The sequence below is a fragment of the Acinetobacter sp. MD2 genome, from assembly GCF_035615575.1.
GTDB lineage: Bacteria > Pseudomonadota > Gammaproteobacteria > Pseudomonadales > Moraxellaceae > Acinetobacter.
Window position 1 is genome coordinate 480911 of record NZ_VTDK01000001.1, and the last position, 13717, is coordinate 494627.

A 13717-nucleotide genomic window follows, 5' to 3' on the forward strand; every position below is an offset into this window, starting at 1 on the left:
TATAACGCCTCAATATTTACTTTAGATAAGATTTTAGGATTTTTGAAATTTCATTAAGTTCGTTTTGACGCTGAGCTTCATTGGTCTCACCTGATACTAATGTATCTTTAATATGAGCTTCTAACATCTCATTCATTAGACCGTTAATTGCACCGCGAATTGAACAAATTTGTTGCAGAATTAAAGGGCAGTCAACACCTGCTTCTAATGCATTTTCAATGCCTTGAACTTGGCCTTTTATTCGATTCACTCTGATCAATATCTTTTTTTTGTCTTCAGGTTGATTCGGCATACACTTTTCTCGTTAAACTCAAATATACTATAGTACCCTATACAATAAAAGGCAAATCGTTTGACTCATATTGATTGGAAATAACGCTAAATAATTTTTTTTGCTCGTTTACACACTAAATATTGAAAAATGGAGAAAAAAGGCAAAATTAAAAATAGATACTATCGACCATCCAAACCACCAAAAATAACTTAAAAAATATAACACTTTAAAAATAAATAATATTTATTACATTTTATAATTTTATTGAACAAATCCGCACAAAAATAAAACACACACTTTTTAACCAAGACAGAGCCAATTTACTCAAATTAGCGCTCAAAAAACAAGCATAAGACTAAAGTATAACACCAAAAATGTATGTATTTTATACAAAAATAATATTCAAAAAAACTAACTAAAACAGCTTTAAAATTGATAAGCATCTGTTTTAAAAAAATTTTATTGTAAAATTCAATGTAATTTTTTATTTCTTTTCGTTATTTATTTTAATTTTACATTTCTTAATTTTATGGCTACATTTCAGCTTAAAACATTTTTTTACAGTAAAATCCCTTCTGCACATGATCGATACATTGGCAGCCACTATATTTGAAACATCAGGATTTTAATTCATGGACATCCATTCACACCAACACCCAGCTTCAGGGAAGAAGCAAAAGTTTTATCAAATACTGTACGTACAAGTTATTTTTGCTATTACATTAGGTATTTTATTGGGCCATTTTTATCCAAGTGTTGGTGAGAGTCTTAAACCTCTAGGCGATGCTTTCATTAATATTGTTAAAATGATTATTGCACCGGTTATTTTCCTCACGGTTGTAACGGGAATTGCTGGCATGAATAACGTTGGAAGCGTTGGACGTGTGACAGGTAAAGCAATGCTGTATTTTCTCACCTTCTCAACTCTAGCCTTATTTATTGGTATGGTGGTTGCTAATGTGATTCAACCTGGTCATGGTTTAAATATTGATCCTGCAACATTACATGCAGATAAAGTCAGTGACTATGTTGAAAAAGCCCACGATTCAACTATCGTTGGTTTCTTAATGGGTATTATTCCAAAAACATTAATCAGCCCATTGGTGGGTGGCGATATTCTTCAAGTGCTTTTCGTTGCCGTTTTATTTGGTATTGCACTTGCAACGACACATGAACATTCTAAACCAATTACTGAATTCTTAAACACATTAACCACGCCTGTATTTAAACTTGTAGGCATGTTAATGAAACTTGCACCGATTGGTGCGTTTGGTGCAATGGCATTTACGATCGGTAAATATGGCATTAGCTCAATTGGTAACCTTGCGCTGCTTATTTTAACGTTCTACATCACATCGGTTTTGTTTGTTGTAATTATTTTAGGTGCTGTTGCACGTTATAATGGCTTTTCAATCATTGATTTAGTTCGTTATATTAAAGATGAATTATGGTTAGTGTTAGGTACTAGTTCTTCTGAAGCTGCGTTACCTTCTTTAATGAGCAAAATGGAAAAAGCAGGTTGTGAAAAATCGGTCGTTGGTCTTGTAATCCCAACAGGTTATTCATTTAACTTAGATGGTACCAATATTTATATGACCATGGCTGCATTGTTCATTGCACAAGCATGTAATATTGAATTGACCATTACACAACAATTAACCTTATTATTGGTTGCCATGATTAGCTCTAAAGGCGCAGCAGGTGTTACTGGTGCGGGCTTTATTACCCTTGCTGCAACATTATCTGTTGTCCCTGACGTTCCTGTTGCAGGTATGGCTCTCATTCTAGGAATTGACCGCTTTATGTCTGAATGTCGTGCATTAACCAATTTAGTTGGTAATGCGTGTGCAACAATTGTTGTGGCACGTTGGGATAAAGCCCTAGACAAAGAACAATGTGATGCTGCATTAAAAGGTTATAAAAATAAAGCCTAAATTAGCAGTGTAAAAAAACCGTGGCATGCCACGGTTTTTTATTTTAATTTTTTAAATTATGCCAAAGTACCATTCAAAATAGCATCAGACACGTACCCTTTCCATTGCTCACGTAAAGTCGGCAAATAGAATTTCTCACCAATCTCAACCAAATCAGCATCAATTAAGGCATGTAAGTCTTGTAAAAATAAATAATCTAATTCAAGGTTATTCAATTTTGTATGCTTTTTACGGTTCGATTGGCGTGCCACATTGGCTTTTTTGACAAATTGATCCGCATAGTTTTTATCTTTATAACGGGTTAATGCACCCAGACGCAGCTCAACCAAACCCCAGCCATTTAAAAATAATTTAAAAATTTCGAAATCACGTGAAGTCGACTCCCATGTCATACCTTCTAAATTTTCATCCGCAGGTAATACAGGTAATAATAATTCCATCACACAAGGAAAGATTTTTTTGAACTGTAAAATGAACTTTACAGGATGATCACCCGGATAATCTTGAAACTGAACGTGTTGTTGCGTATCGGTTAAATATATATCGAGCATAAAGAGATCATCAATGATTAAATTAGAGCGCTATATTGTACGCAGATTTTTTTTAATTTTCACGCACACAGCGCACATTCTCACTTTAAGGTACTCAATTATTTAAGTAAACCCACCGTAGTAAGTTTACTTTTCACACACAATATCTAATTTTTTATTTTACATTCGGACTGATCATTTTTTCAGGTCGTACCACTTCATCAAATTGCTCAGCGGTAATCAAGTTCAGCTCAACCGCCACCTCTTTTAAAGTTTTACCTTGCTTATAAGCTGTTTTGGCTACTTTTGCTGCATTTTCATAACCAATGACAGGATTCAGAGCCGTCACCAACATAAGTGAATTATGCAAAAAGTGGTCAATCTTTTCTAAATTTGGCTCAATCCCCACAGCACAGTGGTCATTAAAACTGTTACATGCATCCCCAAGCAAACGAATCGATTGCAATAAATTAAAGGCAATCACAGGCATAAACACATTCAGTTCAAAATTTCCCGAAGCACCTGCAATATTAATCGTGGTGTCATTACCTAATACTTGTGCAACAACCATCGTCATAGCTTCACTTTGGGTCGGATTCACCTTACCCGGCATAATACTTGAACCCGGCTCATTTTCAGGAATAGTGATTTCTCCTAAACCACAACGTGGACCACTGGCAAGCCATCGCACATCATTGGCAATTTTATTTAAACTCACCGCTAAAGTTTTAAGCGCACCCGAGGCAAACACAGCCGCATCTCGCCCTGCCAATGCTTCAAATTTATTAGGTGCAGTAACAAAAGGTAAGTCTGTTAAACTGGCTAACTGTGCCGCCGCTTTTTCTGCATAAAGTGGATGTGCATTTAACCCCGTACCCACAGCCGTGCCACCTAAAGGCAACTCATACAACCCTTCTAAGGCCTGATGTAACCGTTTTAAACCATGTTCTAATTGTGAAACATAGCCACTAAATTCTTGTCCTAATGTTAAGGGCGTTGCATCTTGCAAATGGGTACGGCCAATTTTAACAATACCCTGAAACTGCTCAGATTTATGCTGTAAGGTTTCTTTTAAACGAGTCACAGCAGGAATCAATAATTGATGAATTTGTAAACTTGCTGCCACATGAATGGCGGTTGGAAAAGAATCATTGGTTGACTGTGCACGGTTAACATGATCATTCGGATGTACAGGATGCTGCGCACCCAAAGCCTGACCTAATTTTTGATTGGCAATGTTGGCAATCACTTCGTTACAGTTCATATTACTTTGCGTACCTGAACCCGTTTGCCATACTACTAAGGGAAATTGTGCATCCCACTGCCCATCAATCACTTCTTGCGCAGCATTAACAATATAACCAGCAAGGTCTTGTGGAATTTGTTCCAGTTCGGCATTGGTCATAGCAGCCGCTTTTTTGACGAGTCCCATCCCCTGAATCATGGCACGAGGTAAATGTTCAATCCCGATTTTAAAGTTCTCTAAGCTGCGCTGGGTTTGCGCACCCCACATGGCTTCACTCGGTACAACCACTTCGCCCATTGTGTCATGTTCAATCCGTGTTTTCATTTTATGTCCTCATCGCTGATTGTGCATCAATTTATCGTGGCAATATTTTAACGGGCAAGATTCTCAAAGTAAATGATTATCATTTATATTATCTGCTGTGATAAAACCGCCATTGATCCTCAATCATTTGTTCAAGACTACGCTCGGCTTGCCAACCCAATAATTGCTGCGCCTTTTGTGTGGTTAATCCAACTTGATCGAATGGTGCAAATAATAATGACGATTCTATTGTAGAAATTTGACGCTGCGTAATCTGTTTAACCTGTTGAATTAGACTTGCCATACTTAACGTATTTGAATGTGCAATATTAAAAACCTCAGCGCTTATATTTGGCTGTGATTTCCAAAAAATCGCCTTCTCTATTGCCTGACACACATCCAAGATATGCACAAAACTGCGTTCAACTGTCTGATCAGACGTGTTCGCCTGCTGATAAAGTTCAATATATTCACGTTCCTGATTGGCAACTTGCATCAATAAACCCATGATGTTTTTAGGTAATTTAGGAATATATTCTCCCCAGAACCCTTGCTCAAATGCACCTGCAACATTAGCAACACGCAATACACGTATTTCCCAATCAGGATCACTCGCAGCGACATCATTTAAAATACGCTCCATCATTTGTTGCGTTTGAATATAGGGATTAACTGCTTGATAATGAAGCGGTGTTTGCTCATCCAATGCCAAACTTGACTGCCCATACACCATTGCACTCGATAAATGAACCAGTCTGCGACAACCTACACGCTGCATAACACGCACCAAACTCATCAGTGCATTTAAATTATTATTATAGTATTCAATCGGTCTCACCGCCGACTCTTGTAATGACTTAAATCCTGCACAATGCACCACTGCATCAATCGGATATTGCTCAACAAACTTATTTAATGCTGGTGTATTGCGAATATCAAGCTGAGCAAAAGGCAAATATTGCCCTGCAATTTGCTGTAAACGGTCAAGCGTCATGGCATGGCTATTGACCAAATTATCGACCAAAACCACACCTTTCCCCTGCTGCAACATGTGCAAAGCCATATGGGAACCGACAAACCCAAGACCACCTGTAATTAGAATCATGTATAATTTACCTATTGTTGTAATTTATTACTGTATAAACCTTTATTTCATTTGGATGATGCCTTTATATGAGTACACTTCTTCTCGTCACATCATCTCCCAATTCGATGTTGGCATGGCATGCCTTGGGTGTTACACAAGCATTGATCGAAAAAAAACAGCCTGTACAGGTTTTTTTCTATCAAGACGGCGTTTACGTTGCCAATTTACTCAATTGGGTGCCTGATGATCAACTTAAACTGACACAAGCATGGCAAAAATTGGGTATTCGTTTACCTGTATGTGTCAGTGCAGCGTTAACACGTGGCATTAGCGATGAGACTAATGCAGCAAGGCATCAATTAACACAGTTTAATTTGGCCACAGGTTTTGAATTGGTCGGTTTAGGTGAATTTGCCGATGCAGTCCAACATGCAAGTCGCCTCGTACAATTTTAATCTGTTGTATCCCTCATTTTATTCTTGAAAAGGGTCATTCTGTGAAACGTGTTTTGGTCATTTTAACCCAAGCCAACGCCATGCAACTACAAAGTCACGAAAGTTTATCTGCTACAATGGTATTGGCAACTTTCGGCTGTGAAGTGCAGGTATTACTTAAAGATGCAGCACTCTCCTTATTAAAGCAAGCACTTATTTTTGACCCTGAGCAACATCCATTTAAATTGGGTTCAAATTTGGTTGATAGTTTTGAATTTTACGACCTAAGTCCAATTTTAATTGAACAAGCACAACAATCACATCCATTTGTCACCCAAAGTGAACATGAATTGAAATTCATTGATGTCACACCTGAATTTATTCAGCAATTTGATCATGTGCTTTATTGGTAATTTTCATGCAAACCAAGACCTTATTTTTATTACAAGCTGAATTTAAACACGCAGCCACAATTTTAGCGCAACTCCAGCAAATTGCGCGACCAACTGACCCTGTCGTACTCATGGCAGAAGCAGCGTTATGGATGGATCTACCCGAAATTTTGACACATCCACTATATCTCTTCAAAACAGAAGCTGAATTACTCGGCATCAAAATCCCCGAACAGATTACAGTCCTCGACTACGCACAATTTAGCGACCTGTTACTACAACATTCACGTTGTATCAGCTTAAAATAATTGAAGATAGGAACAATCATGACGTTCGAACTTGATCAAGATGGTCATTTAGTTGATTACACTATTTGGAATGACGCTGTAGCTCAAGAACTTGCTCAAAGCTTAGAGATTAGTCTAAGTCCTTGGCATTTTGAAGTATTACATGCAGTCCGTCAGTTTTATCAGCAATTTGGACATTCCCCTGCGACACGACCATTAATTAAGTATTTAATGAAAACTGTGAGTAGCGATATTGATAATGCCATGTTACAACAACAATTTAACACAGGCTTAGTAGCACGACATTTAAGTCGCCTTGCAGGCGTGCCAAAACCTGCCAATTGTTTGTAATTTTTTTAAAAAAGTAATAAAAAACCCGTCAGAGCATGAGCATCTGACGGGTTGGCATAACACCGAAATAACTGCTTATTTTACAGTGGCAATTAATTGATCTAGTACCATTTGGTAATGAATCGTAATGTCTTCCGATAAAATTTTATATGCATTATCAAATTGCACCATTGGAAAACCTTCTTTCCAAAATGGGAAAATATTGTGCAAATCATTGGTCACAATCGCATCATCATAATGAATCGCTTGGGCAATTTGTGCCAACACTTGCGCCGTGTCTGCACCATCAATCGCCATATAATCAATCCCATGCGCCTTAAAAATACGGACACGGTCTTTTTTGTAACGGATTTTTTTGACTTGTGCAGGAAATAAGTCAAATGCTGTAGTCACCGCTTCAAGGAAATGATCTTCAAAGCTTAAACACAACTCAGTCAGTGCCTGCTTATGGCTTTCTTGTCTACCTGCTTTACCACCTGCAAGAATGGCTTTTTGTGCTTGTTCAGTTAAGTCAACGCTTTTAAGCTGCGTTAAAAACTGAAGTTTATCTAGAGGTGCTACACCGTCAACCATATACAACCTAAATTGAATGCTATACAAAAGAAAGGCGACTATTGTGACACACTTTTGGACGGCTGAATATAAAAAGCCCCAAGACAATGCTTAGGGCTTTTTATATGTTATGTATAACTTAGATGATAACCAACTGACGAATTTGCTCTGCAACATCTTCAACTGTTTCCGCACTAATTTGCTGATCAACTGTTGTTGAGTGGGTAATCACAACCACGCCTGTTTCACGTAATAATGCTGTTTGCTCTGCATTTAAGTTCGCTTTCGCCACAGCAACAACACCATGTTGAATCAATAAGCGTTCAAGTGCTTGAGCTTGGGCAATCACTTCGGCAGTAACACCCAATACCGCAGGTTTTTGACCTAAACGTGCAGCACGCTCTTCAGCAGTAACCGCTTGAGTGGTATTGCTTACTTGAGCCACATCTTCAATCATTGCTGCGCCAACAGTGACGTTGCTTAAACGATCAATAAAGATAAAGCTCCCTGTGAAACGGCTGTCTTGATAATCATCAAATACCACTGCACGGTCAAACTCAACCACAACTTCGGCAATACCGTTTAGCTCAAGTTGTTCAACAGGTGCACGCTCCAATGTGTTGACATCTATTCGATAATTTATTTGCGTAACTTTAGCAGGAACACTTTGCGTACCGACTTTAACGTTATACAGTTTACCGAGCACCAATGGCTGTTCTGCCATCCACACTACAGTTGAGCGTACAGCACGTGCAACCGTTGGAAGTTTTTGTGGATGAACCAACATATCGCCACGGCTAATGTCAATTTCATCGTTTAAGGTTAACGTAACCGCTTGACCTGCAAAGGCTTGGGTTAAATTGCCATCATACGTGACAATTTCTTTTACTGTGCTACGTTTACCCGACGGCAATGCAATAACTTCATCACCTTGACGTACTGAACCCAGTGCAATTGTGCCTGCAAAACCACGGAAGTCGAGGTTTGGACGGTTAACGTACTGTACGGGGAAACGTAAGTCTTGGTTTGATATATCTTGCGAAATTTCAACGGTTTCTAAAATATCCATCAAGGTTTGGGCTTGATAGTTTGGGGTGAAATACCACGGCGTTTCGCTTGAACGATTCACCACATTGTCGCCATTTAATGCCGAAATCGGAACAAAACGGATATCAACAGGTTTACGTGAACCCAATTGCTCAACAAAGTTTAAATAGTCCGCTTGAATGTGGTCAAATTTGTCTTGTGCAAAGCCGACCAAATCCATTTTGTTAATGGCAACCACAATGTTTTTAATGCCAAGCAAGCTTGCAATATAGGTATGGCGGCGGGTTTGGGTTTGCACACCATAACGCGCATCAATTAAAATGATTGCTAAATTACACGTCGATGCACCGGTTGCCATGTTACGTGTGTATTGCTCATGCCCTGGGGTGTCGGCAATAATGAATTTGCGCTTTTCAGTTGAAAAATAACGATACGCAACGTCAATGGTAATCCCTTGCTCACGCTCTGCTTGCAAGCCATCCACAAGTAATGCTAAATCTGGTGCATCACCCGTTGTTCCGACTTTTTTACTGTCGCGGGTCACGGCTTGCAATTGATCTTCATAAATCAATTTTGAATCGTACAGTAAACGCCCAATCAAGGTGCTTTTACCGTCATCGACATTACCGCAAGTTAAAAAACGCAATAAGTCTTTATTTTCATGTTGTTTTAAATACGCCAAAATGTCTTGGCTAATTAAATCTGATTGATGCGACATCGCTCAAACTCCAAAAATTCATTCAAAATTAGGTTGTATTAGAAATAGCCTTCTTGCTTTTTCTTTTCCATAGAGCCAGCTTCGTCGTGGTCAATCATACGACCTTGACGCTCTGAACTGGTCGCTAACAACATCTCTTGAATAATTTCAGGCAAGGTATCTGCGGTTGACTCAACTGCACCCGTAAGTGGATAACAGCCTAAAGTACGGAAACGTACCGATTTCATCTCTGGCACTTCACCTTCACGCAATGGGAAACGCTCGTCATCAATCATAATTAACGTGCCATTACGCTCAACCACAGGACGTTCCGCCGCTAAATACAATGGAACCAATGGAATATTTTCTAAGTAGATATATTGCCAAATATCTAACTCAGTCCAGTTTGAAAGCGGGAAAACACGAATGCTCTCACCTTTATTGACTTTACCGTTATAAATATTCCAAAGCTCAGGACGCTGATTTTTCGGGTCCCAACGGTGTTTGGTATCACGGAATGAATAGACACGTTCTTTAGCACGTGATTTTTCTTCGTCACGGCGTGCGCCACCAAATGCAGCATCAAATTGGTATTTATCTAAAGCTTGCTTTAAGGCTTGCGTTTTCATGATGTCGGTATATTTTGAGCTACCATGATCGAATGGATTAATATTTTGTTCCATGCCTTCTAGGTTTTTATGCTCAATTAATTCAAGACCCAATTTTTTCACCATCGCATCGCGGAAGGTGATCATGTCTTTGAATTTCCAACCCGTATTTACATGCATGAGTGGAAATGGCAATTTTGCAGGATAAAAGGCCTTCATAGCCAAATGCAGCATGACGGCAGAGTCTTTACCAATCGAGTAAAGCATGACGGGATTTTCAAATTCCGCTGCAACTTCTCGAATAATATGAATACTTTCAGCCTCAAGTTGCTTAAGGTGAGTTAATCTTTCCTCAGTCATTATATACCCAGCGACACCCAAATTTTGCGGTCTATGTTAGCATGACTCTTTATAAATAGTATGTTTGATTGTCATTTTGTTTTCTGAATATCTAAATCATTTTTTCTACTTTAGAATGCGATTTTCTATCAATTTTCAATGTATTGGCGCCTATTAAATGAGAACCAATTTATTCAAAAACATTCTTTTTCAAATAGAATCAACCAAAAAAATTAAATAAACAGCAACAATAAATAAAAAGCGCCATGTGGTGCTTTTTATTTATTGACTGTATTTTTTCGAGGTCACTTAAATGGTCGCAGGTACACCACTGTGAAAACGGAAAGTATCATCTGGGCTAGAAATTAACTTGGCTTCAACAGCACGAATATGTTCAATACGTTGTTGAATATCTTCTTCAGCATTCTTGAGTTTTGCGGTTTGTGCAACTTCTAAAGCTAGAGCCAAATAATCTTCAAAATGACGCGACTCCGACTTGAGCAAATAGCGATAATATTTACCTAATTCTTCATCAACCAATGGTGCCAAGGCATAAAAACGTTCACACGAACGCGCCTCAACAAAAGCCCCAATAATCAGAACATCAATTAAGGCTTCAGGCTCATAGGTTCTCACTTCTTTACGCAATTCGCCTGCATAACGCCCTGCACTCACCGCCTTCCACGCTTGCCCACGTTTTTTCATTAACTCAAGCACTTGCTCATAATGGAGCATTTCTTCGCGTACTAACTGCGCCAGTTTGACTTGCAAATCGGTAAAAAAGCTATAGCGAAACATTAAGTTCATTGCTGTGCCCGCAGCTTTTTTTTCACAATTGGCGTGATCTTGCATCAATAATTCTAAGTGATTGATCGCTTCATTAAGCCATGCTTGTGGCGTACGACAGCCCAAAAAATCAATCACAGGTTGCATTAATGTATCATATTGAATATTCGACATTAGTGACTCGCAGCAGCAATTGCATCTTTCATACGTTTGACTGCTTGCGCTAAGCCAACAAAGACACTATCGGCAATAATTGCATGACCAATGTTTAATTCATGAATCTGTGGAATCGCTGCAATTGGGGCAACATTGTCTAAATTCAGACCATGCCCTGCATTTACAATTAAGCCTTTTTCCGCAGCATATGCGGTTGCTGCAATAATTCGCTGCAATTCAAATTGCTGTTGTTCTGACGTATGCGCATCTGCATAAGCGCCTGTATGCAATTCAATGGTTGGTGCACCACATGCAATAGCCGCATCAATTTGGTTAAAATCAGCATCGATAAACAAAGACACATCACAACCGATTGCAACTAAACTTTGTGTTGCAGCTTTGACTTTATCAAAATTCCCAACCACATCTAAACCACCTTCTGTGGTCAATTCTTGGCGACGTTCTGGTACAAAACAAACATGCTGTGGCTGAATTTCTTTTGCAAAAGCGACCATTTCATCGGTCACTGCCAACTCTAAATTCATTCTCGTGGCTAAAGCAGGACGCATACGACGCACATCATCATCTTGAATATGACGACGGTCTTCACGCAAATGCAAAGTAATTCCCTCTGCACCTGACTGCTCACACACCAATGCTGCTTGAACAGGGTCAGGGTAAACTGTACCGCGTGCTTGTCTTAAAGTGGCAACATGGTCGATATTCACACCAAGTAAAACAGCCATAACATTGTTCCTATTTAGTTCTGAATTTGACGATGCTGAATCCAAAGTTGGCGACTTTTCAATGGTCGTTCACCCAATAAAGCGGTCAGCATCTGCCGATAAAGTTTAGTTAAACATTGTAACTGCTGTGCATCAAATTCCCTATCTGGAATATAGTCATGCATGCTTAAAATAAGCTCACCTGTTAATGCAGAATTGGTCATTTTGGTTTCAACCAAAAAACCTTCATTCAGATGAAATTGATATTGGCGTGCCGCAGAAATCGGATTTTGATGTGCATCGAAGTTAAAATCGATGGGATAGCCCAAATCTTGTAGTAATGCATGTTCGAATTGTCTGAGAATTTGCTTTAAAAATTGTCCATCCTGATTACGCTCGGCCAAATGCTGTAACTCGGCTAAACACAACGCATATTGAGAAAAAGTCAGATCTAAGTTTTCTTCTAATGGACATAAACGCAAAATAATTTCATTTAAGTAAAAACCACAAAAAAAAGCATCACCATGAAAAAAAATCGGCTGTTGCTGAATTTCCAGTTTACTAAAATTTTTAAGTTCGGACTTGCCTGAGGCTTGAATCTGAATCGGTTGAAACTGTGGTGGTGGCGTTTGACGCAAAATACCATCCACCCGCCCATATTCTTGGGTAAACAAATGCACAATATGGCTTTTTTCACGATATTTACGATGATGTATCAAATATCCATGTAAAAGTTGATTGCGCATTTGGGCTATTGATCTTCTTTATCATCACCATCGGGGGTGACAGCACGCACCACTGCAGCCGTGCCTTTCACAACACCTTTGGTGGTCTTATATGCAATTCCTACAGGTACAGTTACAATTTTAGTAATACAACCTTGTAGCAATAAAATACATCCCATGATTGCAATACATCGCATCATAACTGTCACCGTAAAAATCAAATTAGATATCGCTATAGCCTAAACTTTTCAAAGCACGTTCATCATCAGACCAACCACCTTTGACTTTCACCCAAAGCGTCAGCATGATTTTTTCTTCGAACATTTTTTCCATGTCGACCCGTGCATCCATACCAATTTTTTTCAGCTTGGCACCTTTATCACCAATCACGATGGCTTTTTGCCCCGGACGATCGACAAAAATTGTAGCATCAATATAAGTACATGCGGGCTTTAAACGACCTGTTTTTTCATTTACCGCCGCTTCTTCTGTCTTAAATGACTCAATTTGTACGGTTAAATCATAAGGAAGTTCTTCACCCAATTGACGCATAATTTTTTCACGAATGATTTCACTCGCCAAGAAACGTTCTGAACGATCCGTCACTTGGTCAAATGAATACAATGGCTGTGAAAATGGTAAATACTTTTCAATCACATCACGCAAATGGTCTAAGTTTGCGCCACGAAGTGCTGATACTGGCACAATCTCAGCAAAATTCATCAATTTTGCACGTTCACGAATGAGTGGCAATGCTTGATTTTTATTTTCAAACGTATCCAGTTTATTGATCACCAAAATCACTGGCATATCGGCATTTTTTAACTTTTCCAGAACCAGTTCATCGTTCTGAGTCCATTTTTGTGCATCAACCACAAAAAGAACCAAGTTCACATCACGCAGTGCAGAATGTGCAGCACGGTTCATCATTTTATTGATGGCACGGACTTCTTTTTTATGCATTCCTGGGGTATCAACATAAACCGCTTGCGATTTCTCGCGCGAATCAATCCCGATAATTTTATGGCGTGTTGTTTGCGGCTTACGTGATGTAATCGAAAGCTTTTGACCCAATAAATGGTTCATTAAAGTCGATTTTCCGACATTTGGACGACCAACAATTGCGACAAAGCCACTTTTAAAGTCTGCCGGAATTGTTGTACCTTGTGATTTAAAAAAAGAATCTATTAAATTAGGCTCTTCTACATTCACATTTTGATCATCGTGTTGATCAGATGACATCG

At 38.9% G+C, this 13717-nt stretch carries 17 protein-coding genes; 5 read left to right on the plus strand and 12 right to left on the minus strand.

Translation table 11 applies throughout. The features are described 5' to 3' along the window. Window positions 1-16: 16 nt before the first annotated feature. On the minus strand, window positions 17-292 hold the full coding sequence (locus FXN70_RS02285; protein ID WP_324645810.1) for a metal/formaldehyde-sensitive transcriptional repressor: 276 nt from the start codon (window positions 290-292) through the stop codon (window positions 17-19). 614 nt (window positions 293-906) lie between these two features. On the opposite strand from FXN70_RS02285, the gene FXN70_RS02290 reads away from it, so the two are divergent. Then, window positions 907-2208 carry a dicarboxylate/amino acid:cation symporter gene (locus tag FXN70_RS02290; RefSeq protein WP_324645812.1) on the plus strand — a complete coding sequence of 434 codons (1302 nt, stop codon included), beginning with the start codon at window positions 907-909 and terminating at the stop codon, window positions 2206-2208. A gap of 56 nt (window positions 2209-2264) precedes the next feature. Here the strand turns inward: FXN70_RS02290 and FXN70_RS02295 are convergent, their stop codons facing one another. The 3 genes from FXN70_RS02295 to FXN70_RS02305 all read right to left on the minus strand — a co-directional run bounded on the left by FXN70_RS02295 (window position 2265) and on the right by FXN70_RS02305 (window position 5392). Beyond that, a complete protein-coding gene (locus tag FXN70_RS02295) occupies window positions 2265-2759 on the minus strand; it encodes a hypothetical protein (protein ID WP_324645814.1) in 495 nt (164 codons plus the stop codon). A 154-nt stretch (window positions 2760-2913) separates the two neighbouring features. After that, the gene (gene fumC / locus FXN70_RS02300; protein WP_324645816.1) at window positions 2914-4308 is read right to left on the minus strand and encodes a class II fumarate hydratase; all 1395 of its coding nucleotides are present in this window, start codon (window positions 4306-4308) and stop codon (window positions 2914-2916) included. A gap of 88 nt (window positions 4309-4396) precedes the next feature. Further along, the gene (locus FXN70_RS02305) at window positions 4397-5392 is read right to left on the minus strand and encodes an SDR family NAD(P)-dependent oxidoreductase (protein ID WP_324645817.1); all 996 of its coding nucleotides are present in this window, start codon (window positions 5390-5392) and stop codon (window positions 4397-4399) included. 68 nt (window positions 5393-5460) lie between these two features. On the opposite strand from FXN70_RS02305, the gene tusD reads away from it, so the two are divergent. The 4 genes from tusD to FXN70_RS02325 are packed head-to-tail and all read left to right on the plus strand — an operon-like array spanning window position 5461 to window position 6838. Further along, window positions 5461-5829, plus strand: coding sequence for a sulfurtransferase complex subunit TusD (gene tusD / locus FXN70_RS02310; protein ID WP_324645819.1), 369 nt, complete (start codon window positions 5461-5463; stop codon window positions 5827-5829). Between the two features lie 41 nt (window positions 5830-5870). Continuing rightward, a complete protein-coding gene (locus tag FXN70_RS02315; RefSeq protein WP_324645821.1) occupies window positions 5871-6221 on the plus strand; it encodes a hypothetical protein in 351 nt (116 codons plus the stop codon). A 5-nt stretch (window positions 6222-6226) separates the two neighbouring features. Continuing rightward, window positions 6227-6508 carry a hypothetical protein gene (locus FXN70_RS02320; RefSeq protein ID WP_324645823.1) on the plus strand — a complete coding sequence of 94 codons (282 nt, stop codon included), beginning with the start codon at window positions 6227-6229 and terminating at the stop codon, window positions 6506-6508. Between the two features lie 18 nt (window positions 6509-6526). Further along, window positions 6527-6838 (plus strand): TusE/DsrC/DsvC family sulfur relay protein, encoded by a 312-nt coding sequence (locus FXN70_RS02325; protein ID WP_324645824.1) that lies wholly within the window; start codon window positions 6527-6529, stop codon window positions 6836-6838. 75 nt (window positions 6839-6913) lie between these two features. On the opposite strand, the gene FXN70_RS02330 is transcribed toward FXN70_RS02325, so the two are convergent. The 8 genes from FXN70_RS02330 to era form a co-directional block, all read right to left on the minus strand. Further along, window positions 6914-7411 carry a hypothetical protein gene (locus FXN70_RS02330; RefSeq protein ID WP_324645826.1) on the minus strand — a complete coding sequence of 166 codons (498 nt, stop codon included), beginning with the start codon at window positions 7409-7411 and terminating at the stop codon, window positions 6914-6916. A 118-nt stretch (window positions 7412-7529) separates the two neighbouring features. Further along, complete coding sequence (gene cysN, locus FXN70_RS02335; protein WP_324645827.1) at window positions 7530-9155, minus strand: sulfate adenylyltransferase subunit CysN; 1626 nt, start codon at window positions 9153-9155, stop codon at window positions 7530-7532. A gap of 38 nt (window positions 9156-9193) precedes the next feature. Continuing rightward, the gene (cysD, locus tag FXN70_RS02340; RefSeq protein WP_324645829.1) at window positions 9194-10102 is read right to left on the minus strand and encodes a sulfate adenylyltransferase subunit CysD; all 909 of its coding nucleotides are present in this window, start codon (window positions 10100-10102) and stop codon (window positions 9194-9196) included. 288 nt (window positions 10103-10390) lie between these two features. Then, window positions 10391-11041, minus strand: a complete 651-nt coding sequence (locus tag FXN70_RS02345; protein WP_324645831.1) for a tRNA-(ms[2]io[6]A)-hydroxylase — start codon at window positions 11039-11041, stop codon at window positions 10391-10393. Beyond that, entirely contained in the window at window positions 11041-11769 is a 729-nt protein-coding gene (gene pdxJ, locus FXN70_RS02350; RefSeq protein ID WP_324645833.1) for a pyridoxine 5'-phosphate synthase, read from the minus strand. The genes FXN70_RS02345 and pdxJ overlap by 1 nt, the downstream gene beginning before the upstream one ends. A 14-nt stretch (window positions 11770-11783) precedes the next feature. Further along, the gene (gene recO / locus FXN70_RS02355; protein ID WP_324645835.1) at window positions 11784-12494 is read right to left on the minus strand and encodes a DNA repair protein RecO; all 711 of its coding nucleotides are present in this window, start codon (window positions 12492-12494) and stop codon (window positions 11784-11786) included. Window positions 12495-12499: 5 nt separating this feature from the next. Continuing rightward, entirely contained in the window at window positions 12500-12673 is a 174-nt protein-coding gene (locus tag FXN70_RS02360; RefSeq protein WP_324645837.1) for an NF038104 family lipoprotein, read from the minus strand. A 22-nt stretch (window positions 12674-12695) separates the two neighbouring features. Continuing rightward, window positions 12696-13715, minus strand: a complete 1020-nt coding sequence (gene era / locus FXN70_RS02365; RefSeq protein ID WP_324646057.1) for a GTPase Era — start codon at window positions 13713-13715, stop codon at window positions 12696-12698. Window positions 13716-13717 lie beyond the last annotated feature (2 nt).